Below are 25,580 nucleotides of genomic sequence, written 5' to 3'. Positions count from 1 at the left end.
CAGTCTAGAGAGCGCGTTCCAGCCCCACGACAATGCTGCGGGGCGGCAGGGTGCCTGCCGTCCTACCCACAGTGCTCTGGTGAATGACGGAGCCCGGCTCCACGAGGGGCAGGATCTGCGAGCCCAGATTGATGGAGGTGCTCAGCAGGGTTCCGTTGTTGAGAAGCCATGTTGCCCGGACGGCGTTCTCTCCCAGAACCTCCGCCCCCGCACTGCGCGCGCCTTTCAGATGCGGGGTGATGTGATGATGCCGCAGGGCCAGCAGCTCTTTCGTGCGGGCGAGCCATTCCTGCCCGTAAGCGGTTTCGCGTTCATGACGGTCGGGGCGTGAAGCATCATAGGTTGAGCGTGCAATCGGGTCGGACAGGCTTTCCAGTTCTTCCGGATCAGTGATGCCGCAGTATTTGCGGAACTGATTGTCACGACCCTCGCGGACTTTTTGGCCCAGATCATCATGGAAATCGCAGAAGAAATAGAACGGAGTTGTGCAGCCCCATTCTTCCCCCATGAACAGCATGGGCGTCATCGGGCAAAGCAGAAGCAGGGCGTAGGCCGCGCGAAAGGAATCCGGTTCGCAGAGTGTGATCAGCCTTTCGCCGCGTGGACGGTTGCCGATCTGGTCGTGGTTCTGCAGGAAGGTCACGAATTTCGTGGGAGGCAGGTCTGCACTTGGTGTGCCACGCATCTTCTCGGCGGGTGCGAAATATTCTCCCTGCCAGGCAAATCCTTCTGCCAGAACCCGGCGTAGCAGGGCGGTCGGGTCATTGGTAAAGGCTTTAAAATACCCGACATTTTCGCCGGTCAGCAGAACGGTCAGGGCATGGTGCCAGTCTTCGTCCCACTGATTGTAGCCGTCCCGTAGAAGACCGGAATCGTTGTTTTCGTTTTCGAGGATCAGGTGGATGTGGCGCCCTGGCTCGGTATGGTGAGCCACTTTCTGCCGAAGCTGGGCAAACCAGTTACGGTCGGTGATTGCCCAGGCCGCATCGATGCGCAGTCCGTCAAAGCGGTATTCCGCCAGCCAGAGCATCGCATTGTCGATAAAGAATTCCGCAACGACAGGATCATGGAAGTTAATACCATCACCCCAGACCGTTGCATTATCCGGGTCAAAAAGGATCTCGGCGTAATCGGGAACGTAATTTCCGTCCGGTCCAAAGTGATTATAGACCACGTCCAGAAAGACCATCAGGCCCAGCCCGTGAGCGTGGTCGATCAGGGTTTTGAGAATGGACGGTCGGCCATAGGAAATATCAGGCGCGAACAGCAGCACGCCGTCATAGCCCCAGTTCCAGTGACCGCTGAAACTGTTGAGCGGCATCAGTTCGATGGCCGTGACACCCAGATCGACCAGTTCCTCCAGCCGCGCCATCAGGCCTTCATATCCCCCTTCAAGCCCGACATGCAGTTCATAAATGACTGTTTCTTCCCAGGGGCGCCCTTTCCATCCGGGGTTTTTCCATTGGTAAAATCCGGGATCGAGGATCTCGCTTGGTCCGTGTACGCCATCAGGCTGGCAGCGGCTGGCGGGATCAGGAACGGAGAGGTCGTCCCGGATCCGGAAACGGTAGCGCGCCCCTGCGCCACAGAGGGCTTCGGTTGTAAAAAAGCCTTCCTCATCTCGTTCCATGGCCTGCGGTGGCAGGCCTTCGACTTCAAGGATGACGGTGTCGCAGGATGGTGCCCAGAAGGAAAAACGTGTCCGGTCCGGACTAAGCAGTTCCGCGCCAAAACGGCCCGAGTACTGGAATGCTGTCATAAGGAAGATCCTTGCAGGCTTGCGGGCCGGGGAGAGAAATACAGCGTGGCCAAGGGGGGGAGCGTCAGGACAAGAGACTGTCCTTCACCGTGAGATGAGACATGCTGGGCCTGACATTGACCGCCATTACCCATATTCGAACCACCGAAGATCGCGGCGTCCGTATTGAGGATTTCATGCCAGCTGCCATCTGATGGAACGCCAACGCGATAATTGTGACGCGGTACCGGCGTCATGTTGCACACCACCAGAACAGGGGGGCGGTTGGGAGTCTGCCGCAACCAGACGAAAACGCAGTTTTCCCGGTCATCCGCGATCAGCCAGCGAAAGCCGGAAGGCGTATCGTCGCGCTGGTGCAGGGCAGGTTCGCGGCGATACAATCCGTTCAGCGCACGGATCGTGTCATGCATGCCGCGTCCAAGCGCATCGTCCAGCCGGGACCATGCGATCTCGCCTTCGTAGGACCATTCCTGTGGTTGGGCGAGTTCGCAGCCCATGAAGAGCAGCTTGCGGCCCGGATAGGCCCACATCAGGGCATAATAGGCCCGCAGGTTGGCATGTTTCTGCCAGTCATCTCCCGGCATTTTAGCCAGAAGTGATCCTTTGCCATGCACCACTTCGTCATGGGAGAGGGGCAGGATGAAACGCTCGGAATAGGCGTAGATCATACCAAATGTGATGTCGCTGCCATGATGGCCGCGCCAGAGCGGATCCCGCTCCATGTAGCGCAGCGTGTCATGCATCCAGCCCATGTTCCATTTGAGATCAAAGCCCAGCCCTTCTTCAGAAACCGGCTTTGTCACCCCGGGCCAAGCAGTGGATTCCTCCGCAATGAGGAGCGTTTCGGGATGGAGCTGGCGTACGGTTTCCGACAGCTGATGCAGAAAGCTGATGGCCTCAAGATTTTCCCGGCCGCCATGGATGTTGGGATACCACTCGCCTTCCTCACGGCTGTAGTCGCGGTACAGCATGGACGCCACCGCATCGACACGCAGGCCGTCGATATGGAAACGTTCCAGCCAGTACAGCGCGCTTCCCGTTAGAAAACCGCGCACTTCGTTCCGGCCGAAATTATAGATCAGCGTGTGCCAGTCCTGATGGTAGCCCTCTCGCGGATCGGCATGTTCGTACAGATGCGTCCCGTCAAAGCAGGCCAGACCATGCTGGTCAGCCGGGAAATGGGCCGGCACCCAGTCCATGATGACGCCGAGACCAGCCTGGTGGCAGTTGTCCACAAACCGGGCGAACTGTTCGGGGCTGCCGTGTCGGGAGGTGGGCGCGTAAAGCCCGAGCGGCTGATACCCCCATGATCCGGAGAACGGATATTCCGTGACAGGAAGGAGTTCGATATGTGTGAATCCGAGTCCCGTGACATAGGGGATCAGCGTCGCGGCCAGTTCATCCCAGCCCATGACACCATGACCGCTCTGCGGATGACGCCATGACGGCGCGTGCAGTTCGTAGAGGGAGAGCGGACTTTCCGGCGCCTGACGTGCTGCGCGCTCCTGCATCCAGATACCGTCCTGCCAGGCGAAAGCACTTGGCGCCGCAACGATGGATGCTGTCGCGGGCGGATGCTCGCTGGCGCGGGCATAAGGGTCCGCCTTGGCGGGCAGTACCGTGCCGTCCTGTGACATGATTTCGTATTTGTAGCGCTCTCCACAGCGCAGGCCGGGAATGAACAGCTCCCAGATCCCTGCTTCGTGTCGTAGCCGCATCGGATGACGGCGCCCATCCCAGATATTGAAGTCTCCGATAACAGAAACCCGTCTGGCGTTGGGAGCCCAGACCGCAAAGCGCACCCCCGCAATGCCATCGATCGTCATGGGAATGGCGCCCATCATCTCGTCCAGATGATGATGCCGTCCTTCGGAAAACAGGTAGAGGTCCAGTTCACCCAGCAGCAGCCCGAAACTGTAGGGATCATGAGTCTCCTGCCATCCATCCGCCCAGAGGATCCGCAGGCTGTAGCGGCTGGTTTTCGGAAGGGCCGCCGCATAGATGCCGTGGTCGTCGATGCGGCGCATGGGCTTTTCAGAAAGCTCGCCTTTGGCGCTCTGGATCACAAGGCGGACTTCGAGGGCGTCGGGATAGAAGACCCGGACCTGATCGGCCCGTCCTTCGTGGTGCCGTCCCAGCAGCGCGAAAGGGTCCTGACAGCGGGTCGCCACCAGAGCGTCGATCATGGATTGCAAGGGCGGAGACAAGGTGGTGGCCTGCATTCAGAACCTCTAGGCACGCGTGCCGGTGCGGGGGAAAGGAAGAATGGAACTGGCCTGTTCGCCGTTGCGCCCGCGTGGCATGCGGGCTGCGGGGCGTGTCGTGTTTTGGGGCGACGAAACAGGATCGCCACGACGGGGAGCAATGGCGTTTTCGGCTTCGCGTGCCATGGGGTGGCGACCCGTCATGTCCATCAGGAGCCGGGCATAGTGCGCGCCCTTGGTTTCCCACGACACGTCGTGCAGAGCGCCATTGCGCTGCATCCGCGCCCACACGGCTTTCTGACGGAACAGGGCCTGTGCCCGCCGGATGGCCAGCAGCATGGTGTCTTCTGTGGTCGGTGCGAACAGGATGCCGTTGGCAACACCCTCCATCACGGCTGCGGAATTTGCATCCACGATTGTGTCGCTCAGGCCGCCCACACGAGCCGCAATCGGAACGGAACCGTAACGCAGTGCATGGAACTGTGTGAGGCCGCAGGGCTCGAAACGGGATGGAATGAGTGAGGCATCCACTGCGGAGTGCAGCCGGTGACCGAGCGTCTCGCTGTAGCGCAGATGGCAGATGCAGTTTTTGGGATAGCGGGCCTGAAGCTGCATGAAGGCCTGCATGATGTCACGATCGCCGGTGCCCACCACAGCAAGCTGGATATTGTCCTCGAACAGCCGTGGGGCGAGAGCAGCCAGCAGATCCGCGCCCTTCTGGGTCGTCAGGCGGCTCACCATGCCGAGCAAGAGAGCATCGGGGTTCTGCGGCAGACCGAATTCTGCCTGAAAAACGCGCTTGTTGGCGCGCCGCGCCGCCAGATCGCCCACGGCATAGGGAAAGAAAACCGCAGGATCAGTCAGCGGATTCCAGTCCCGCAGGTCAATGCCATTGAGAATGCCCGTGAGGACATTCGATCGCGCCCGCAGGATGCCATCCAGTCCCATGCCTTCCTCGGGGGTCTGGATCTCCTCGGCATAGGTGGGGGAAACACTGATCAGCCGGTGAGAGACCTGAAGTGCGGCCTTCATGAACCCGATCTGGCCGTAAAATTCCACGTCCCCACTGTCATAGGCCTGATCGGGCAGCCCGAACGCTCCCATCATCTCTCGCGGGAACAGGCCCTGGAATGCAAGATTATGAATGACATGTGCAACGGCTGGCGTCGGGCCGGGCATGTATTTCAGATAAGCCGCTACCAGCCCCGCATGCCAGTCATGGCTCAGAACAGCATCAGGTTTCCAGTCAGAAAGCTCACCCGCCCCAATCAGTGCCGCCACGCGGCACAGCACGGCATAACGGATCCCGTTATCAGCCCATGGCTGTCCGTCTGGCCCGAGATAGGGATTTCCCGGACGGTCATAGAGTTCCGGAACATCAACAACGTAGAGGTGCCGCCCGTGAGCGCGGCCTTCCCTGAGCGTGACGGCATAGCCAAGAACATTGTCTATCCGAACCGTTTCATGGTGTGCGGAGAGGGCACGCAGCACGGCCGGATAACCTGGCAGAACCGTTCTGGTATCGATACCATGCTGGGCCAGAACAGCGGGCAGGGAGCCCACGACGTCACCAAGACCGCCAGTTTTGACGAATGGATACATTTCTCCTGCCACGGACAGAAGCCGCAATGTTGTATCCTGCGCGGGACCGTGGATCTGGTTCATGACGCACATCTTTCCGGCCGCGAGGGCGCTGTCTCTGACGTTTGGAGCCTGTGTCAGGAACAACGCTGCAAGCGGCCCCAGCGAAACACCATCACGGATATGTTATATTCGTGTCTGCTATTCGGGGGCGTTAGCGTTTCGGAATGCAGGGCACCCCGCCAGACGGGTGGAGGGACCTGCCTGATCCAGTTCTGGAACGGGATTTATGAGCAGCACACGTCAGAAGGGTCTGAAAGAAGGGCGTCCGAATGTTTCAGGCGCTGTACCGGAGAATGGCGGGGTAAATTTTGCCGTCTTTTCCACAGCCGCAACGGCCGTGGATATCTGTCTGTTCGACGCGGACGGCAAAACCGAAACCGATCGCATCCGGTTGCCGGAATATACCGATCAGATCTTTCATGGCTGGATCCCGGATCTGGGGGCAGGCCAGCTTTACGGCCTGCGGGTGCATGGTCCTTACGCGCCGGATGCGGGGCATCGGTTCAATCCCAACAAGCTCCTGATGGACCCTTATGCCAGGGCATTTCACGGGGACCTGCAATGGGACCCCGCGCTTTTCGGATATCAGCTCGATCATGCGGACAAGGATCTGAGCTTTGACGAGCGTGACAGTGCGGCTTTTGTGCCCAAAGGGATCATCACCGATCCTGCGCCCCAGAATTTCGATCATCCCCGGACGTCCTGGCATGACACCGTAATCTACGAGATGCATGTCAAAGGTTACACCAAGCAGCATCCGGACGTGCCGGAAACGCTGCGGGGAACCTATGCCGCGCTGACCGATGGGAATCTGCTGAAGCGGATCAGACAGCTAGGGGTGACGGCAGTTGAACTGCTGCCTGTCCAGAGTTTCGTGACGGACCAGTATCTGGCGGACAAGGGGCTGACCAATTACTGGGGCTATAACACGATCGGTTTTTTCTCTCCCGACAGCCGTTATGCCCATGATCGGGACAATGCGTTACAGGAGTTCCGTAACCTCGTCCGGGCCTGTCATGAAGCGGGGCTCGAGGTCATCATGGACGTGGTTTACAACCATACGGCCGAAGGAAACGAGCTCGGTCCGACGCTGTCCTTCAAAGGGCTGGACAATGCGTCCTATTATCGACTCATGCCCGATAATCCACGCTATTACATTAACGAAACGGGTACGGGAAACACGTTCAACCTGACGCATCTCAACTGTATCCGGTTTGTGGCCGACAGCCTGCGCTACTGGGTCAATGAAATGGGAGTGGATGGATTCCGATTTGATCTCGGAACAATCCTTGCGCGTGAGGCAGACGGTTTTCACAATGACTCCAGTTTCCTGCGTGTCTGCCGTCAGGACCCGGTTCTGTCACAGGTCAAGCTGATCGCGGAGCCATGGGATGTCGGGCCGGGTGGTTATCAGGTTGGCAATTTTCCGCCGGGCTGGGCAGAGTGGAATGACAAATTCCGCGATACGACCCGCGATTTCTGGCGGGGTGAAGCACATGCGGATGTCATGGCGCCGCGCGTGCTCGGCAGTCCTGATCTGTTCAATCACAGCGGACGGCGGACCTGGGCCAGCGTCAATTTCGTGACGGCTCATGACGGTTTCACGCTCATGGACTGCGTATCCTACAACGACCGTCACAACGAGGCGAACCAGGAAGACGGCAGGGACGGCTCGTCGGACAACCGCTCCTGCAACTATGGTGTGGAAGGCCCTGCCGACGATCCGGAGATCAACGATATTCGCTGGCGTCAGTGCCGGAACATGCTGTCCACGCTGTTGCTGTCACAGGGCACTCCGATGCTGCTTGCGGGGGATGAGTTCGGTCGTACGCAGGATGGCAATAACAACGCTTACTGTCAGGACAGTCCGATTTCATGGCTGGACTGGTCGCTTGGAGATCGGGCGAAGGAACTTGAAGCTTTCGTTCAGCGTCTGACGGCCCTGCGGCACCGGTATCCGATCCTGCATCGTGCCCGTTTCCTGATGGAGGCTTACAATCAGGAACTCGATCTTCAGGAACTGACCTGGCTGAACGCAAATGGCAGCACCATGCTGCCGGACGAATGGAAGACCGCCCAGTGTTTCGGCCTCATGATTGACGGGCGCAGTCAGCCTACGGGCATACAGCAGCGGGGGGCGGACGCGACCGTTATGTTGGTGTTCAATGGCTGGCAGGATGTTGTGAACTTCACGCTTCCGGAAACGGGAGAGGGGCGCTGGAAGCTGCTGCTGGATACCAATATTCCTGAAAACGGTGGCGCCGTGGAGCGGGAAATTTTTCCGCAGAACTACCAGTATGTCGTAACGGGATACTCCTTTCTGCTGCTGGAGCTGGTCGGGCGTGATCCTCTTCCGCAGGGCACTTCATGATGCAGAGTTGCATCCGGAGCGTTTCTCACCGATCACTGATGACAGAGCATCTTTATGAAAGGAGAGCACCATGCGTCTCATTCTTGCCCTGCTTCTGCCCTGGCTGCAGTTCTTCACCATTGGCCGCCCATTTGCGGGTCTGGTGTGTCTGATCCTTCAGATCACGGTAATCGGCTGGATTCCGGCTGCCATCTGGTCCGTCTATGCGTTGAGCCAGTACAACACTGATCGTAAGATCGCCGCAGGCCGCGGCTGATACTTCGGATATGAAAAAGCCCCCGTTCCTTGCGGAGCGGGGGCTTTTTTTGTCTTGCAGAGCCTTGTTCAGCGCCCGATGCGGCGCAGGGTCACGCCCTGGTTGAGCTTGGTCTCAATGGCTTCGAGGGACACGCCTTTTGTTTCCGGGACGAAGAACAGCACCACGAAGATGAACAGCGCATTCAGTCCGGCATAGAGCCAGAAAGTGTGTGAGGCGCCCAGCGTCGTGAGCAGGCCGAGGAACGTGGCACCCACGACCATATTCGTGATCCAGTTGGTCACGGTCGAGCAGGTGATGCCGAAATCACGCCCCTGCAACGGCATGACTTCCGAGCACAGTACCCAGACCAGCGGACCCGCCGAGAACGCGAACCCTGCGATGAAGCACAGCAGGACCGAGATCGCGAGGTAATGCGACAGGTCCGTATTGCCCACGGCGCCTGACATGATGGTCGCCAGAATGGAAAGCCCCGCTGCCATGATCGCAAATCCCGTGACCAGCATCGGACGGCGGCCCCAGCTGTCTGCAAATGCAATGGCGATGAACGTGGCGAGCCAGTTCACGACGCCGACGATCGCCGTGCCCCACATCTGACCGCTTGCCCCGAATCCGACTTCCTGGAAAATGCGCGGCGCGTAGTACATCACCACGTTGATGCCCGTGAGCTGCTGCATGACCTGAAGCACGATGCCAAGAAGGACGGCGCGGCGGAAGTTCCGGTTTTCAAGGAACATTGCCAGACCGCGCTGACGGTCGTGGATCTGTCCCTTGATGTCGCGGATTTCCTGCTGGGCGTGTTCTGGGTTGTGGCGCAGTTCCTTCATGATCGACAGAGCTTCCTCATGACGGCCCCGCAGCATCAGCCAGCGCGGGCTGTCGGGCAGGAAGAACGAACCGATCAGAAAGAAGGTGCCGGGGATGGCCATGATCCCCAGCATCCAGCGCCAGGATCCGCTGTAGGACAGGATCGCGTTGGACACGAAGGCCAGCAGAATGCCCAGCGTGATCATAAGCTGATACATCGACACCAGACTGCCGCGCCGGGAGATGTCCGAGACTTCGGAGATGTAGAGCGGCGCCACAAAGCTTCCGATGCCGATCGCGAGACCCAGCATCGTACGTCCGATGATCAGTTCCGAAACAGACGATGCGAGGGCGCAGACGAGCCCTCCTGCCACGAACAGGAACGCGCTGAAGATCAGGGCGCGCCTGCGTCCGAACGCATAGGACATGCGACCTGCACCAACCGCGCCCACGGCTGCGCCGAACATCATGGACGAGACGATCCAGGACTGTTCGAAATCGGAGGCATGGAACTCGTCGCGGATGAAGCCGAGCGCACCGGAAATGACGCCCACGTCCAGTCCGAACATCAGGCCCGCAATCGCGGCCAGAACGACGGCGAACATCATGCGACCGACCATGGGCGCTCTGGCAGCGGTGGGAGAGGGGTTGAGCACTGTGTCGCTCATGACGGGGAAACTCCGGCGACCCGCAGGGCAGACCTGTCAGGGGAAAAGCAGAAACGAAACCGGGCAGGACAGCCTGCACGGGGACCGAGGGAGAAGGCTCTTCTGTGACAGGCACGATGATTCGCCATCTTGAGCCTTAAAGTATAACGCACATTTGGGAAAATATTCAAAATTATATGTGATAATCAAAATGGAATTTCTGTTTTGATGCAATCGGGCCACAGATCGGGGGGGGGGCACAGGCGTTCCAGGCAGCGTCACGGATTGCCAATGCCCCATCACGACGACACACTTCCGGTTCTTTTCGTGTTCATGGACAAGACCTCGTGTTCCTGCGTCAGCTGACCTATCTCATCGCTCTTGACCAGTACCGGCATTTTTCCCGGGCGGCGGAGCACTGCAACGTGTCGCAGCCCGCACTGTCGATGGCGATCCGTCAGCTTGAACATGAACTGGGCGTGCCCATCGTGCGGCGTAACCGGCGCGTTCTGGGGCTTACACCCGAAGGGGAGCGCGTTCTGGCTTGGGCGCGGCAGACGGTGGCGGCACTGGATGGTCTGCGTCAGGAAGCGGATTTCGCGCATGAGGTCGCGGGCGGGACGCTCTCGATCGGCACCATTCCGCCAGCCATTCAGGTCATGCCGCCGCTGATGGAGAGCCTGCGTGCGGTGGTGCCTGCGCTTCATATTGAACTCACGGTCTCGGCCAATACCGATATCCTGCACGACCTGACTGAACAGCGGCTTCAGATGGGGCTGATCTATCTGGATCAGGTTCCTGCTGACGGCAGTTTCGAGACGCATCAGCTTTATTCGGAACAGTATGTTTTCGTGGCGGGCTCGCGGATGGACCTGCCATCGCGCAAGACGTTCAGTTGGGCGGATGCGGCTGAACATCCGCTCGGCCTTCTGGGGCATTCCATGCGAACGCGGCAGATCGTGGATGAATGCTTTGCCAAAGCCGGGGTCAAACCCAACGTCCTGCTTCAGACCAATGCGCTCGAACTGCTGTATGGGGAACTGCTTGCCGGGCGTCTGGCCACAATCCTGCCGGTTGCGGCCCTGCCGGACCAGCGCGATCCCGCCAATCCGCTTCAGATCCGCAGGCTTGCGTCATGTCCTTCACCCGGCGTTGGTCTGGTGCGCCTGAAACAGCCGGTGCAGACGGCCCTGATGTCTCGAAGCTGGGAAGTGGCCACGCAGCTTGTTCTGGAAGACGCCCTGACTGTCTGAAGCATCTTCATAAGTCTGGCTTATGATGCGATCATGACAATATCTTGGACAGGACGCGTTGCGGCCCGGCAGATTGCGGTTTTTCAGGCGGAAGAGTGTCAGGTTTGGGTGGGAGAACGGCCGGTCTCGGAGCATTGGGATCAACATTCGGGTCGGAGCTGCGGGATTTTCTGACCGAACGCTGGGGATGGCTGTTTGCGCCGTCCGCGAAGGATCTGGGCTTTGCGGTCCGCACGTCGGCAGCGGCGATCCTGTCCCTGCTGATTGCCATGTGGATGGAGTTGGACAGCCCGCAATGGGCGCCGCTGACCGTCTGGGTCGTGGCGACGGCGTCGCGCGGGGAAAGCCTGTCCAAGGCGCGGTGGCGGTTTGCGGGAACGATCATCGGCGGCTGCATGGGCGTGGCGCTGATCGCGGCATTCCCCCAGCAGGCCGGACTGTTTTTCATCGCACTCGCGGTCTGGATCGGGCTGTGCTGCGGCTGGGCGACGTTTCTGGACGGGTATCGCCGGTACGGCTTTCTGGTCATTAGCTTCACCTCCGCCATCGTGGCGACGGGCGCGATCAGCCAGCCTGACGATGTGTTCAATGTCGCCATGGCGCGCGGCACCTACATCATGCTCGGTACGGTCTGCGAAGCGGGTCTGGCGGTCCTGTTCCTGCCGAATGTGCAGAAACAGGCCCGCGCGCGGCTGCTCGGAAAGCTCCAGCAGGTCACGGCGAAGGTGGCGTCCCATGCGGATGTCTTGCGGGCGGGGCGGTTCGATCCAGAAACCGAAGGCCGTCTGCTGGCCGAACTGGTCGATGCCAATACCCGCATCGAGTTCGATGTCCTTGAAATGGGGTCCGGCACCCGGCGCAGCGCGGATCATGCAAGGGCGGTTCTGGCGCGTCTGCTGGCCGTTCTGGCCCGTGCGCAGGGCGGGGCGACCGGCATTGATGTGGACCGGGACCTTGAGGCCGCACGGAATCATATTCAGGCCATTATCGCGCCCCCGCCCCATGACCGTTTCGCGTTCCGCACGCGCTCCCCGCGCCATATGCTCGAAGCCGTTCTGAACGGACTGCGCGCTGCGACCGGCATCATGGGGGCGTGGCTTTTATGGGAGGTGACGGCCTGGCCGTCCGGTCCGGCTTTCGTGTCCTTCGTGGCGCTGGTTTACGGGTTGCTGGCGACCCGCGAGATCCCCGCGCTGGCATCGTCCGGATTTTATCGCGGGGCGGTGTGGTGCGCGGGTGTGGCCGGGATCTATGCGTTTTTCGTCGTGCCTGCTGTTACGGCGCCCGAATATCTGGCGCTGCTTCTGCTGATCCCGATGGTGATCGGTGGGTTGGCCGCCCGGGCGCCAAAGCTCGTGAACCGTGCCTTTTCATTCAATATGTTCCTGCCCGTCCTGATCGGGCCGTCCAACCTCATGCGCTATGACGAGGTGTCGTTTCTCAATGGCGCGAGTGCTTTTCTGGGGGCAGTGATCTTCACGCGTGTCACGTTCGGCGTGGTGTTTCCGTTCCGGGCGGACAGCCATCTGCGGCGGACTTCGGCCTGGGTCGAGCAGCAGCTCCGCCTGATTGCACGGGGTGGCGGGCAGACGGTGCATCAGTGGCTGGCGATCAATGCCGCCAGCATGGTCCGCGCCGTGCGGACCTGTCAGGGCGTCCCGCGTGATGTGATGCTCACTTATATGGCGCGGCACCTGAATGCGATGGCGATGGGAATGTGTGTGATCGAACTGCGCGATGCCGCTGCGGTGGAGACCACGCCTGTGCCGGTCCGCAGACGGTTGCAGGTTTTCCTGCGGGCATGGTTCCGCAAGGGCGATGGTGCGGCTCCGCTTGCGCAGACGGTCGCCCAGTCGCTGCGGAACGACCCGGCCGTCGAACCCGACGTCCGGACCGCCTTGCAAAGGCTGGCAGGAGACGTGCCCCCATTCGCCTGATCAGATGGTATCGACGGTGCCGCCATCGACGCGCAGGGCCGCGCCCGTCGTGGCGGACGCCAGAGGCGAAGCTGCGTAGGCCACAAGATTGGCCACTTCATCAACTGTTGCGGCGCGACGCAGGATATTGCTCGGGCGGTGCTTCTGCACAAAATCTGCTGCCAGTTCCGCGACCGGACGGGTACTGCCCGGGTTCTGCGCTTTGAGCATGTCCTCGACACCTTCGGACAGTGTGGGGCCGGGCAGGATCGAATTGACCGTCACATTCGTGCCCGCCATGAGTTTTGCCAGCCCACGGGCTAGGCCCAGCATGGCCGTCTTGCTAACGCCGTAATCGACCATCTCGACCGGGATGTTCAGCGCGGATTCCGAGGCGATGAACAGCACGCGTCCCCAGTTGCGCTCCTTCATGCCCGGCAGATAGGCACGGGAGAGGCGTACGCCGGAGAACAGGTTGACCTCGAACAGGTGCTCCCAGCTTTCATCCGTCGTCTGGAAGAAATCGTTGGGCGCGAAGATCCCTGCATTGTTGATGAGGACATCCACGCTGCTTTCGGCCTCGAAGAGCGTCTTGCAGCCCTCGGCGGTCCCTACATCGGCGACGACGCTGCGGAATGTGCCGCCAGGAACGGCCTGGGCCAGCTTCTCAAGAGCGGCATCAATGCTGTCCTGTTTGCGGCCGTTGATGATGACTGTGGCTCCTGCCTCACCCAGCTTCCGGGCGATGGCAAGACCAATCCCGCCGGTCGAGCCAGTGACGAGGGCGGTGCGGCCGCTCAGATCGAGGTTCAGCATGGCAGACTCCTGAAAATGTGATCACGTCCCGACAGGAACGTCAGGGATGACGAAAAGTGGCACATCCTTTTGTAGAGGTTTCGTGACAGGATGCGGCAAACGCGGGATCTGCTATGCAGTGACATGCTCCCGGGTCGGGATGCGTTCGGACGACAGGGGCTGAAAGGGAGACATGATGGATCGCGTGGAGGGCACGGAAGGTGAATCCGAAGCGCTGATGCTGCATCCGGAACCTTCCGGCGGTCGTGCGTCCATGCTGTGTGTTCATCTCCTGGCTCTGGCCGCCGCCGAAGGTGGGGGTGAGGCAGCGCTTCTGGTGCGTGACACCGACGGCGTACGCATTCTGGGCGGTGAGGGCAGCACGATCGCCTATGAGGGCGCGGCCTGTCTTATGGACGGCCAGTCTCTCGATGCCTGCACGGTGCGTCTGCTGCCGGTGCGCTCCGGCGTTGTGGAAGTCTGGCTGTGCGTGCGGCGCAATGCCCCCGCGCTCGACCATGTCCGGGCTTTATGTGCCCTTCAGGTGGATGACCTGCTGCGTGAACATGCGGCGGCTCCGGTCGCCGGGGAACATGCGATCGTGGAGCGTATGCAGCTCCGGATGCAGCGTGTGGCCGACACGGCGGACGTGGCCTTCTATCGCTGCGATTTTGCGACGCGGCTGGTAACGGGCGATGCGCGTTTTGCCAGCATCTGGGGACTGCCGCCCGAGCGGCTGGCCGTGGGTGTTTCCATCGATGAGCTGGTCGCATTCCTGCATCCGGATGACCGTCTGGCTTATGACGGAAGTCTTGAGGACGATCTGCGGGACGACGGGTGTTACGAGCTTCGGTTCCGGATTCTGGTGCCTGCCCAGTCCGGGCAGATCCAGTCTTCCCGCACTTCCCGGCGCCCTCTGTTGCGTCATGTCCTGCTGCGTGGATGGCGGGAGGATGAAACGCGCCCTGATGGACGACGCAGCGTCGGGTTGGCGATGGATGTCTCTTCTGCGTCAATGACGGCAGAAGCCCTGCGTTCGAGCGAGGCTTTCACGCGGTTGCTGCTCTCCAGCCTGCCGGACTGCATTCATATCCTCGATTGCGATGGCTGTATCCGCTTCGTCAATGAAGGTGGAATCCGGTCCATGGAAATGGAAAGCCCGATCATCCAGCACGGGCTTCCCTGGGTCGATCTGTGGCGCGGACAGCCGCGTCGCCGGGCTGCTCTGGCGGTGCAGACAGCCCTTGAGGGGGAGACGGCGCGGTTTCAGGGCTATGCCATCACCATGAAGGGGCAACGCCGCTTCTGGGACGTCGCCGTCACGCCGGTTTTCGGCGAGGACGGTGATGTTCAGCGTCTGCTGGCAATCGGACGTGACCTGACGGAAGCCAACCAGTCTGCCGAACGGCTTCAGCTCGCGCTCGATGCCGGCGCGATCGCCGGGACGTGGATGTGGGACGACAGCGCATCGCGCATGACGGGAGATGCCCGGCTGGCGCAGACACTGGGGCTGGATCCGGCCCGTCTGCGCGAAGGCGTCATGCCGAATGTCATTTACGATTCAGTGGACCCGCGGGACCGGTTCGCGGTGGTGCAGGCCGTGACGGCGGCGACGCGACGTGGCGGGAAATGCCGCTTCGAATTTCGGGTAGAGACGCCGGAAGGGCAACGCTGGTTTGAAGGAAACGGGCGCTGCGATCTTGGGGACGAGGGGCGCGTGGCCCGTTTCCCTGGCATCGTTTTCGATATCGATCGGAGCAAACGGCAGGCCCTGCGGCAGGCGGCTCTTGTCGAACTGGGAGATCAGCTTCGGGCGCTGGATGATACCAGTATGATGGAAGAGGTCGCCGCCCGCATCATCTGTCGTGAACTGGATGCCAGTGGCGCGGGCTACGGTATGGTGAACGACGACTGGACCGGTATGACGGTCGGCGGTGTGGCCGAGGCGGGGCGTCCGCTGCTGGGTGTGCGGATGTTTGCCGATTATGGAGAGTTTAGACCCGCGCTGGGGCGTGGGGAGCCTGTTGCCATTACCGATGTCCGCACTGATCCCCTCACAGCGGGATATGATGCGCGCTACGAAGCCGAGGGGATCGTGGCGATCCTCAACATCCCGATTTTCAAGTTCGGGCGTTTCGTAGGGCTGATGTTCGTGTGTCACGACGTGCCGCATGTCTGGACGGACGAGGAAATCGTTTTTACCCGCGCCGTTGCGGACCGGGCTCATGCTTCCATGCGGCAGGCGCGCACCCAGCAGCAGATCCGCGATCTCAATGTCATGCTTGAGGAACGGATCCTCCAACGGACTCGCGAGCGAGACCGGCTGTGGAACATCGCCCGCGACCTGTTCATCATTATTGACCGTAAGGGCCATTATGTCGCGGTCAGCCCGAGCTGGGAGAACACGCAGGGCTACAGGGTCGACGAGCTTGCGGGGTTGCGGTTGGACGCGCTGTGCCATCCCGATGACAGGCGCATGGTCCTAGACACTTTCGAGCGTCTGCTCACGGGTACGCCCTGGCCGACAGCGGGGCTGGATGTCCGGATGCGGCGGTCGGACGGCACCTGGCGGACCTATAACTGGAGCTGCAACGACGAGGGCGATGCGATCTATGCGGTCGGGCGTGATCTGACCGAGCGCAACGAGCTGGAAGAGCAGCTCCGTCAGGCCCAGAAAATGGAAGCAGTCGGGCAGCTTACGGGCGGTCTGGCGCATGATTTCAACAATCTGCTCGCCGGGATTGGCGGGGGGCTGGAGCTGCTGGGGCTGCGGCTTGCACAGGGACGGACGGACGGGCTGGGGCGTTACATTACGGCCTCGCAGGATGCAGTCCGCCGGGCGGCGTCCCTGACGCATCGTCTGCTGGCCTTTTCGCGACGCCAGACCCTTGATCCGACACCGACGGACATGAACGCACTTGTCAGTGGGCTGGAAAGTCTGCTGCGCGGAACGGTGGGGCCGGGGATCGATCTTGTCTTTGATCTTCAGCCTGACCTGTGGCTGACCCGTGTGGATGCCAACCAGCTTGAGAACGCGATTCTGAACCTGTGTATCAATGCCCGTGATGCCATGCATGACCGTGGCACGACATTGCGGCTGGAGAGTGCGAACCGGACACTTACGGCGGAAGCGGCCTCTGACATGTCTGTCCGGGCTGGGGATTATGTGGTGCTGACGGTGCAGGACGAGGGCTGCGGTATGGCCCCCGAGATCGTCCAGCGTGCCTTTGATCCGTTCTTTACGACCAAGCCGATCGGTGAGGGAACCGGGCTGGGGTTGAGTATGATTTACGGCTTTACCCAGCAGTCAGGAGGGCAGGTCGAGATACGCTCGACGCCCGGGCAGGGGACCGTCGTAGCGCTCTGGCTGCCGCGTTATGAAGGTCAGGAGACCATCCGCCCTGAACCGCGCGCTCTGCCAATTGCGCCGCAGTCCCGGCTTCTGGAAGGGCAGCGCGTTCTTGTTGTGGATGACGAAGAAGCCGTGCGGATGATCGTGGCGGATATGGTGACGGATCTGGGGGGCGTCGTACTGACGGCATGTGATGGACCTGCGGCAAAAGCCCTGACTGCGGAGAGTGAACCTCCGGCACTCCTCATCAGCGATATCGGGATGCCTGGTGGTATGAATGGCCGGGAACTGGGCGAGCAGATGCTTAGGCAGTGGCCTGCCCTGAAGGTGTTGTTCATTACCGGCTATGCCGAGCAGAGCATTCTGGGCGGTCAGGCGCTGGTGCCGGGCTGTGCGTTGCTGGTCAAGCCGTTCACGGTTGAGACATTCAGCCGCAAACTGGCTGTGCTGCTGCACGGAGACTGAACCCTTCATCCGCCCTGTGCGTTGGTCAGTCAGCAGGCCATGCGCCCTTGTTTTTTTCGTTCTCACAGGGAGACAGACATGTCGTCACAGGTTCCATCCGCCGATGCCCAGACGGTGATTTCCTTTCACGATGGCAACACGATGCCACAGATCGGGCTGGGCGTGTGGCAGACGCCTCCCGATGAGACGGCTGAAGTTGTGCAGGAGGCCGTGAAGCTCGGCTATCGCTCTGTCGATACGGCGCGTCTGTACAAGAACGAGGAAGGTGTGGGCAAAGGTCTGGAAGATCATCCGGACATCTTCCTGACAACCAAGCTGTGGAATGACGAACAGGGATACGACAAGACCCTGCGCGCTTACGACGAGAGTGCGCGCCTGCTGCGTCGTCCGGTTCTGGATCTGTATCTGATTCACTGGCCGATGCCGGCTCAGGGTCAGTATGTCGAGACATGGAAAGCGCTGGTCGAGCTGAAAAAATCCGGCCGCGTGAAGTCCATTGGCGTGTCCAATTTTGAGCCGGAACATCTGGAGCGGATCATGGACGCCACGGGTGTCGTGCCGGTCGTCAACCAGATCGAACTGCATCCCGACTTCCAGCAGCGCGCCCTGCGGGAGTTCCACGAGAAGCACAACATTCGCACGGAAGCGTGGCGTCCGCTCGGCAAGGGGCGCGTGCTGAGCGACGAACGGATTGGAAAGATCGCTGAAAAGCACAGCCGAACCCCGGCTCAGGTCGTGATCCGCTGGCATCTTCAAAGCGGGCTGATCGTCATTCCCAAATCGGTTAATCCGAAGCGTCTGGCCGAAAATCTCGATGTGTTCGGCTTTGTGCTGGACAAGGATGATATGCAGACCATCGGGGGCATGGATAGCAAAGACGGCCGTATGGGCGCTGACCCGAATACGGCTAAATTCTGAGAAATATTCCCCTTTAGCAACATTAAGTAAAAAATCAGGCCTGTGGTATGGGCTGCCTCATGCAACCGGAAGGTGGATGGCATGAGGCAGCGTTTCAGTCTGGGTTTAGGGGCAATACTGGCGGTTCTTGCAGAGATCGGAATCTCTGCCGCTGCTGCCCAGACCGTGGGGGAGCAGGCCGCGACCGGGCAGGGTAAGGCCTGGACCGATCGCTGGTTTTCCGACGTCTCCTTCGGCGCCCAGATCGAAGGCGGCGTGATGGGCAGTTCCAGCCATCCCGCCAGCAACCTCAATTTCGGCCAGCTTCTCTCCCCTTATGCCGATCAGGCGACGCTGAACCAGCTTACTTTCACCATGACCAAGCCGGTCGATCCGATCGGCGGCGGGTATGGTCTGGGGATGAATCTGCGGATGCTCTACGGCTCAGATGCGCGCAGCTACACGATCGCCGGGGTTTCCGACCGCTGGATCAATGGCCGTTATCAGGCCATGCCCGTTTTCGCGAATATCGCGCTTCATATGCCCTGGTTCACGAGCAAAGGGCTGGATGGGCAGATTGGTGTTCTGACGTCTCCCATGGGCGTGGAGACGCTCGATCCCTCGACCCGCGCCTTTTATACGCTGGCCTATACGACTGAATATTCCACGCCGTTCGAGCATGTGGGCGGTATGTTCCAGCTTCATCTGGACGATCATTTCGACCTTCAGTTCGGGGCGGATACCGGCAATCAGACGTCTTTCGGACGTGGCGACAACAATGGCCGTCCTGCGGGTTATATCGGCGTGACGGGCAATAATCTGGCGGACGGCCATCTGTCCTTCACCTATCTGCTGCGGGTCGGGCCGGAAAATGCCGTGCGGTCTCTGGGGCCGCGGGCCAATGGCGCCATGCGGTACTGGAACGACCTGAATGGCATCTGGACGTTTTCGAAAAAATGGAGCGCCACGGCGGAGCTGAACCAACTTCACGATGAGGGGCTGCGCGCCGATACGTGGAGTGCGGTCGTCTGGGGCGGGTGGCACATCCATCCGAACCTGACTGTCAATGCGCGGGCCGAGCTGTATCGGGACAATACCGGCAGTTTCGTAGCCAGTTTCGCGCAAAACGAGGGCTATGCGCAGGCTCTGCTTGGCAATCCGACCCGTTCGGAATCCGCTCCCGCCACGACCTATGGCGCCTTGACGCTCAACACCGTCTGGCGACCGGATGTGGGGCATCACGTCAAGCTGCTTCAGCTCCGGCCGGAACTGCGCTTTGACCGGTCACTGAACAGCACGCGCCCGTTCGATGACCAGCACCATATGGGCCGTATCCTGTTTGGAGCGGACATGACGCTGGGGTTCTGAGGGAGCGCGATTCCTGCCATAGTTCGTTTCGGCGGGGGGAGGTGCGCTTGCTTCCGGATTATGGCAAGGAAGTTGTCATGACGACTCCGAACGAAATCGATTTCCGCAAGGCCATGTCCCATTTCGCCACCGGAGTGGCCGTGGTGACGGCCAAAGGCAGCGAAGGCGAGCAGGGCGCGACGATCAGCGCCCTGACGTCCGTATCTCTCGATCCGCTTCTGCTGCTGATCTGTCTCAACCGTGCCAGCGCGACCTATCGCGCGATTGCGGAAGCCGGGGTGTTCGGCCTCAGCATCCTCGGTAATGACCACAAGGACGTGGCGATGCTGTTCGCCAGCCGCACAGCCGACAAGTTCGGCTCGGATGTGATCGAGCGTGCGGGAGATGGCACGGCTTTCGTCCGGGATTCGCTGGTGAAAATGCACTGCGAACTGGTCGAGACGTTCCAGGGCGGTACGCATGCGCTTTTCATGGCGCGGCCTTCTTCGCTCGAGCTTGATGAAAACCGTGCACCCCTGCTGTATTTCCAGGGCCAGCTTGGCATCAGTCTTTAAGGTTTTGTAACGACCGCCCAGCTTTCGACGGCCATCTCAACAGTCGGGGCGAGGGGAAAGAGACGTGACGCGGCCGAGCCAATATGACCGTGCAGCAGCAGGTCGCTTCCATCCATTTTCGCCCCGAATGGTACGAAGCGTTCCGGCTGCGTCTCGGGTAGACACAGCCGGACCCAGCGTCGCTCTCCCTCCACGCTGATGCATGTTCCATCCTGAAATGTCGGACCGTCCGGATGGGCCAGTCGTTCCGCCAGATGCAGAGCCGTGCAGGTGTCCCAGCCCGTTCCGATCATGAGAACCTGCGCGCCCCTGTCCGACAGGGCTGCAAGGGGAGACTGCGTGCCGAACGGATCATCCATTGGCTGACGCGCCAGAATATCCGCCGCCCCCGGCCCGAGCGCACAGAACGAAACCTGCGGGTGCAGGCTGCGCTGTACTTCAGGCCAGAGTCTGAAGGTTTCGGCAATCTGGCCCATGCCGCGCGTGGCAGTGAGGCGCGGATCATAGGGCGGCATGGTCATGCGGATGGTCTCCCACCAGCTTTCCGGCACAGGAGGCTCACACCAGCCTGCCGGATCACTGAGCCCGCTGGACTGTGCTGGCATGACGACCGTGCCGTCCGGTCCGACCGCCTGAAGCAGGCTTTCGATGACCGCCTGCGCCCCTCCGCAGACCCAGCCGATCCGACTTAACGATGAATGAACCAGCAGCGTCATGCCGGGTGTGACCCCGAGGCGCTGAAGGTCCACCACGAGCCGTGCCTGTGTGACGGGACCGCTGGAGCGGGCGATGGCGGCGGCTTCGGTCATGGTGCTCAGCCGCGGCCGCGATAGCCAGGCACGTCCTGCGCGGGAATCCACACACCCTTTGGGGGTTCGCCTGTCTGCCAGAACACGTCGATCGGGATGCCGCCGCGCGGATACCAGTACGCCCCGATCCGCAGCCATTGCGGGTTGAGCAGTTCCACCAGACGTTCGGCAATGGCGATGGAGCAGTCCTCGTGGAACGCGCCATGATTGCGGAAGCTGGTCAGGAAGAGCTTGAGGGACTTGCTTTCGACGATCCATTCGCCGGGGATGTAGTCGATGACGATATGCGCGAAGTCCGGCTGCCCGGTCACGGGGCAGAGCGATGTGAACTCGGGGGCCGTGAAACGCACGACATACTGCCGCCCCTGATGCGGGGAGGGGACACGCTCGAGCACGGCCTCTTCGGGACTCTGCGGCGTCGTGGTGGCGCGACCGAGCTGGCTGAGGGCGTCGGCTCCGGGCGCGGACGGGCCGGTTGGCTGATGGTCGGTCTGGTGGTCGGACATGGGGCTGAACTCCTCAAAGGGGCCGTGTTTTGTGAGATGTGGCCCAGCTTTCCCGTGGGCTCAAGGCATCTTCAGGACGAAAAGACAGTGACAGAGTTTGCATATTGGCGGGATTCGGTGCAGAAGACGGCGCAAATCCTCTCTTCGATGCCTCCCGTCTGGAAGACCACATGGAACTCCGTAATATCGCCATCATCGCGCACGTCGATCATGGCAAAACCACGCTGGTTGACGCGCTTCTCAAACAGTCCGGCTCTTTCCGTGACAATCAGCACGTCGCTGATCGCGCCATGGACAGCAACGACCTCGAGCGCGAGCGTGGCATCACCATTCTCGCCAAGTGCACGTCCGTTGTGTGGAAAGAAACCCGCATCAACATCATCGATACCCCGGGCCATGCCGACTTTGGCGGCGAGGTCGAGCGTATCCTGAGCATGGTGGATGGCGCGATCATCCTCGTCGATGCCGCTGAAGGTGCACTGCCGCAGACCAAGTTCGTTCTTGGCAAGGCGCTGGCCCGTGGCATCCGCCCGATCGTCGTCGTCAACAAGATCGACCGTTCCGACGCCCGTCCGGACGAGGTGCACGAAGAGATCTTCGATCTGTTCGCGTCCCTCGGCGCCGACGAGTTCCAGCTCGATTTCCCCATGCTCTACGCTTCGGGCCGTCAGGGCTGGGCCGATCTGGAGCTGGACGGACCGAAGAAGGATCTGGCCCCGCTGTTCGACCTGGTGCTGCGCCATGTGCCGACGCCGAACGTGGACAAGGACGCACCTTTTGGAATGGTTGCCACCATTCTTGAGAGCGACAACTTCCTGGGTCGCATCCTGACGGGTCGTATCGATCAGGGCCGCGCAAAGGTGAACATGCCGGTGCGCGTGCTGCGTCCGGACGGCACCATCGTCGAAACCGGCCGTCTGACGAAGCTGCTGTCGTTCCGTGGCCTCGATCGCGTGCCTGTGGAAGAAGCCGAAGCCGGTGACATCGTGGCCGTGGCCGGCCTGTCCGACGCGACGATTCCTGACACGATCGCTGATCCGTCCATCGACGTGCCGCTGCCGTCGCGCCCGGTTGATCCGCCGACCCTGTCCATGACCTTCCGCATCAACGACGGCCCGCTCGGCGGTCGTGAAGGCAAGAAGGTGACGTCGCGCCAGATCCGTGACCGTCTCTTCAAGGAAACCGAAGGCAACGTGGCCATCAAGGTTACGGAAAGCCCGGAAAGCGAAGCGTTCGAAGTGGCCGGTCGTGGCGAACTTCAGCTTGGCGTTCTCATCGAGCAGATGCGTCGTGAAGGTTTCGAGCTGACGATCGGCCGGCCGCGCGTTCTCTTCCGTGAAAACGAAGAGACCGGCGATCGTGAAGAGCCGTTCGAAGAAGTTCTGGTGGACGTGGACGAGCCGTATTCGGGCGTTGTCGTCGAAAAGATGTCCCTGCGTAAGGGCGTCATGCAGGACATGCGTCCGTCCGGTGGTGGCAAGGTCCGTCTGACGTTCCTGATCCCGTCGCGCGGCCTGATCGGCTATCACGGCGAGTTCCTGACCGATACGCGCGGTACGGGCCTCATGAACCGCCTGTTCCATGGCTATCTGCCGTATGTCGGCCAGATCGAAGGCCGTCGTAACGGCTCGCTGATCTCGTCCGAAGACGGTCAGACGACGCAATATGCGCTGTTTGCCCTTCAGGACCGTGGCACGATGTTCGTCGATGCCGGCGAGAAGATCTACACGGGCATGATCCTGGGTGAGCATTCCCGCGAGAATGACCTCGACATCAACGCGGTTCGCGAAAAGAAGCTGACCAACATGCGTGCATCCGGCAAGGACGAAGCCCTGCTTCTGACGCCGCCGCGCCGTATGAGCCTTGAGCAGGCCATCGCCTACATTGAAGACGATGAGCTGGTTGAAGTGACGCCGTCTGCCATCCGGATCCGCAAGCTGTATCTGGACCCGCATGACCGTAAGCGCGCCACCAAGTCGCGTTCGAACTGAACCGTCCTTCCCAGGACAGGTTTCAAGGAAAAGGCGTGTCCCGGATCTCCGGGGCACGCCTTTTTTTATGGGGATGCGAGTGAGCGTTTATTAGAGTTTGTCTGAATTGAGGCGTATTCGCTCATTACACGCGCAAGCGACTGAAATTTCATAAAGTTAATGCGCGACCACGCGAAACCGGGATGATAATATCAAGCCCATGGTCACTTCAGAAAAACTGAATGCTGGCTCGTCTTTATTTTGTTGTGGAGCTCCGTTTCCAGATGCGTCTTTTCAACCTCTCCCTGATCGCCGCCGTTTCCGCCCTGGCTCTGACGGCCGCTCCGGCATTCGCCGATCCCGCCACGACCGCAGCGCCTGCCGCTCCGGCTGCAGAAGCTCCGGCCGCGCCCGCTGCTGCAGCCCCTGTCGAAGCTGCCCCGGCGGCTGCTGATGCCGATGCCACTTCGACCACGAAGAAGCATCACGGCAAGAAGCACCATCACAAGCACAAGCACCACAAGAAGACCTCCGCTGCTACGGACGCTGCTCCTACTGAAGCCGCGCCTTCCAACTGAGACACGGTCTCCCGTTCTCTGTTTCAGAGCGGTAAGACAAAAAAAGGGGCCTGCTCATGCAGGCCCCTTTTTTGTTGGGTGCGTTTTTTGTCCGCAAGCCCTGTCAGCTTACGGACAGAAACGGGTCAGGCGCCGTAGCGATCAAGCGACAGGTCGAGAGACGGAATGGCTGTCTGACGGCCAGAAATCTGGTCCGCAACGATCTGGCCAGAGCCTGCCGTCATCGTCCAGCCCAGCGTGCCATGGCCTGTGTTGAGCCACAGATTGCCATAGCGTGGGGAGGGGCCGACGATCGGCGTGCCATCAGGTGTGCAGGGGCGCAGGCCGGTCCAGTAATTTGCAGCCGACAGGTCACCACCACCATACATCTCACTGAAGGACAGCTCCAGCGTCTCACGACGATCCGGGCTGAGGCGCAGGTTGAAGCCGTTCAGCTCTGCCGTGCCGCCGATGCGAATGCGATCGCCCAGACGCGTGATGGCGACCTTGTACGTCTCGTCATTGACGGTCGAGACCGGGGCACGGCTCTCATCCGTGATCGGCATGGTCAGGGAGTAGCCCTTGACCGGATAGATCGGCAGACGCAGTTCCAGCGGCTTGAGGAAGCGCGGGGAATAGCTGCCAAGCGCCAGAACATAACGGTCTGCGGTCATGCGGCCGGCACTGGTACGGATGCTGACGATGGCATCACTGGCGGCTTCCAGAGCCTCGATCTTGACGCCGAGATGGAACTTTACGCCCTTTTCTTCGGCCATCTTTGCCAGACGACGTGTGAAGAGATGGGCATCGCCGGTCTGGTCACCCGGGAGGAGGAGGCCACCCTTCAGCAGATGGCGTGCATGGGCAAGGCCGGGCTCGCGCTCCAGAATCTCATCAACGCTCAGCAGCTTGTGCTCGACGCCGCTTTCAGCAAGCAGGCGCATGTCTTCAGCCGCATATTCGACCTGGCTATCGGTACGAAACAGCTGGATCAGGCCCTTCTGTGCTCCGTCATAGGTGATACCGGTTTCCGCACGCAGGGTGTCCAGACGGTCACGGGCATATTCCGCAATCCGCAGCATCCGGCCCTTGTTGATGTCGTAGGCCTTTTCCGTGCAGTTCATAAGCAGTTCGCCCATGAAGCGGAACATGTCCGTATCGAGCCGCGGACGGATGACAAGCGGGCTGTGCTTTTCGAACATCCACTTCGCTGCCTTGAAAGGCAGGCCCGGAACAGCCCAGGGGGTTGAATAACCCGGCGAGACCTGTCCTGCATTTGCAAAGGACGTTTCCAGACCCACACCCGGCTGGCGGTCGATCACCTCGACTTCATGGCCTTCCTGAGCGAGATACCAGGCCGTGGTGACGCCGATTACTCCGGCGCCCATGACGATGACTTTCATATCTGTCCTGCTGCGTTGTCGTCTGTGTAGAACCGCGCTGAACCAAG

18 protein-coding genes are annotated in these 25,580 nt (G+C 60.7%); 10 read left to right on the top strand and 8 right to left on the bottom strand.

What is annotated here, in order from left to right; all coding sequences use genetic code 11:
- Window positions 1-4: 4 nt before the first annotated feature.
- The 3 genes from treZ to glgA are packed head-to-tail and all read right to left on the bottom strand — an operon-like array spanning window position 5 to window position 5,628.
- Window positions 5-1,759, bottom strand: a complete 1,755-nt coding sequence (gene treZ / locus JK202_RS00730; RefSeq protein WP_211557078.1) for a malto-oligosyltrehalose trehalohydrolase — start codon at window positions 1,757-1,759, stop codon at window positions 5-7.
- The gene (glgB, locus tag JK202_RS00725) at window positions 1,756-3,981 is read right to left on the bottom strand and encodes a 1,4-alpha-glucan branching protein GlgB (protein ID WP_211557077.1); all 2,226 of its coding nucleotides are present in this window, start codon (window positions 3,979-3,981) and stop codon (window positions 1,756-1,758) included. The genes treZ and glgB overlap by 4 nt, the downstream gene beginning before the upstream one ends.
- A gap of 9 nt (window positions 3,982-3,990) precedes the next feature.
- Window positions 3,991-5,628, bottom strand: coding sequence for a glycogen synthase GlgA (glgA, locus tag JK202_RS00720; protein WP_211557075.1), 1,638 nt, complete (start codon window positions 5,626-5,628; stop codon window positions 3,991-3,993).
- Window positions 5,629-5,833: 205 nt separating this feature from the next.
- Here glgA and glgX point away from each other — a divergent pair, with 205 nt between their 5' ends.
- On the top strand, window positions 5,834-7,978 hold the full coding sequence (gene glgX, locus JK202_RS00715) for a glycogen debranching protein GlgX (protein WP_211557072.1): 2,145 nt from the start codon (window positions 5,834-5,836) through the stop codon (window positions 7,976-7,978).
- Between the two features lie 70 nt (window positions 7,979-8,048).
- A complete protein-coding gene (locus JK202_RS00710) occupies window positions 8,049-8,234 on the top strand; it encodes a YqaE/Pmp3 family membrane protein (protein WP_062497689.1) in 186 nt (61 codons plus the stop codon).
- Window positions 8,235-8,302: 68 nt separating this feature from the next.
- Here the strand turns inward: JK202_RS00710 and JK202_RS00705 are convergent, their stop codons facing one another.
- Complete coding sequence (locus JK202_RS00705; RefSeq protein WP_283091764.1) at window positions 8,303-9,709, bottom strand: sugar porter family MFS transporter; 1,407 nt, start codon at window positions 9,707-9,709, stop codon at window positions 8,303-8,305.
- Window positions 9,710-10,035: 326 nt separating this feature from the next.
- Here JK202_RS00705 and JK202_RS00700 point away from each other — a divergent pair, with 326 nt between their 5' ends.
- Together JK202_RS00700 and JK202_RS00695 are read left to right on the top strand one after the other, a co-directional pair.
- Window positions 10,036-10,941 (top strand): LysR family transcriptional regulator, encoded by a 906-nt coding sequence (locus tag JK202_RS00700; RefSeq protein ID WP_211557071.1) that lies wholly within the window; start codon window positions 10,036-10,038, stop codon window positions 10,939-10,941.
- A gap of 95 nt (window positions 10,942-11,036) precedes the next feature.
- Entirely contained in the window at window positions 11,037-12,878 is a 1,842-nt protein-coding gene (locus JK202_RS00695) for an FUSC family protein (protein WP_349291805.1), read from the top strand.
- Here JK202_RS00695 and JK202_RS00690 read toward each other — a convergent pair whose 3' ends face one another.
- Entirely contained in the window at window positions 12,879-13,673 is a 795-nt protein-coding gene (locus JK202_RS00690) for an SDR family NAD(P)-dependent oxidoreductase (protein WP_211557069.1), read from the bottom strand. It abuts the gene before it with no gap.
- A gap of 172 nt (window positions 13,674-13,845) precedes the next feature.
- On the opposite strand from JK202_RS00690, the gene JK202_RS00685 reads away from it, so the two are divergent.
- From JK202_RS00685 to JK202_RS00670, 4 genes are all read left to right on the top strand, one after another.
- Window positions 13,846-17,469, top strand: coding sequence for a PAS domain-containing protein (locus JK202_RS00685; protein ID WP_249199487.1), 3,624 nt, complete (start codon window positions 13,846-13,848; stop codon window positions 17,467-17,469).
- A 78-nt stretch (window positions 17,470-17,547) separates the two neighbouring features.
- A complete protein-coding gene (locus tag JK202_RS00680) occupies window positions 17,548-18,387 on the top strand; it encodes an aldo/keto reductase (protein ID WP_211557068.1) in 840 nt (279 codons plus the stop codon).
- An 81-nt stretch (window positions 18,388-18,468) separates the two neighbouring features.
- On the top strand, window positions 18,469-19,734 hold the full coding sequence (locus JK202_RS00675; protein WP_211557067.1) for an outer membrane beta-barrel protein: 1,266 nt from the start codon (window positions 18,469-18,471) through the stop codon (window positions 19,732-19,734).
- A 77-nt stretch (window positions 19,735-19,811) separates the two neighbouring features.
- Window positions 19,812-20,288 carry a flavin reductase family protein gene (locus tag JK202_RS00670; RefSeq protein WP_211557066.1) on the top strand — a complete coding sequence of 159 codons (477 nt, stop codon included), beginning with the start codon at window positions 19,812-19,814 and terminating at the stop codon, window positions 20,286-20,288.
- On the opposite strand, the gene JK202_RS00665 is transcribed toward JK202_RS00670, so the two are convergent.
- Window positions 20,285-21,097: an aminoglycoside N(3)-acetyltransferase gene (locus JK202_RS00665; protein WP_211557064.1), complete on the bottom strand. Its 813-nt coding sequence runs from the start codon at window positions 21,095-21,097 to the stop codon at window positions 20,285-20,287. The genes JK202_RS00670 and JK202_RS00665 overlap by 4 nt on opposite strands.
- A 5-nt stretch (window positions 21,098-21,102) precedes the next feature.
- Window positions 21,103-21,603, bottom strand: coding sequence for a preQ(1) synthase (queF, locus tag JK202_RS00660; protein ID WP_211557062.1), 501 nt, complete (start codon window positions 21,601-21,603; stop codon window positions 21,103-21,105).
- A 170-nt stretch (window positions 21,604-21,773) separates the two neighbouring features.
- Between queF and typA the strand changes: the two genes are divergently transcribed.
- Together typA and JK202_RS00650 are read left to right on the top strand one after the other, a co-directional pair.
- A complete protein-coding gene (gene typA / locus JK202_RS00655) occupies window positions 21,774-23,594 on the top strand; it encodes a translational GTPase TypA (protein WP_211557060.1) in 1,821 nt (606 codons plus the stop codon).
- A 221-nt stretch (window positions 23,595-23,815) separates the two neighbouring features.
- The gene (locus JK202_RS00650; RefSeq protein ID WP_211557055.1) at window positions 23,816-24,151 is read left to right on the top strand and encodes a hypothetical protein; all 336 of its coding nucleotides are present in this window, start codon (window positions 23,816-23,818) and stop codon (window positions 24,149-24,151) included.
- Window positions 24,152-24,276: 125 nt separating this feature from the next.
- Here JK202_RS00650 and JK202_RS00645 read toward each other — a convergent pair whose 3' ends face one another.
- On the bottom strand, window positions 24,277-25,533 hold the full coding sequence (locus tag JK202_RS00645; protein ID WP_211557054.1) for a D-amino acid dehydrogenase: 1,257 nt from the start codon (window positions 25,531-25,533) through the stop codon (window positions 24,277-24,279).
- Window positions 25,534-25,580 lie beyond the last annotated feature (47 nt).

Source organism: Gluconobacter sp. Dm-62 (genome assembly GCF_018256155.1).
GTDB lineage: Bacteria > Pseudomonadota > Alphaproteobacteria > Acetobacterales > Acetobacteraceae > Gluconobacter.
This window is presented reverse-complemented; position numbering and strand designations above follow the sequence as displayed.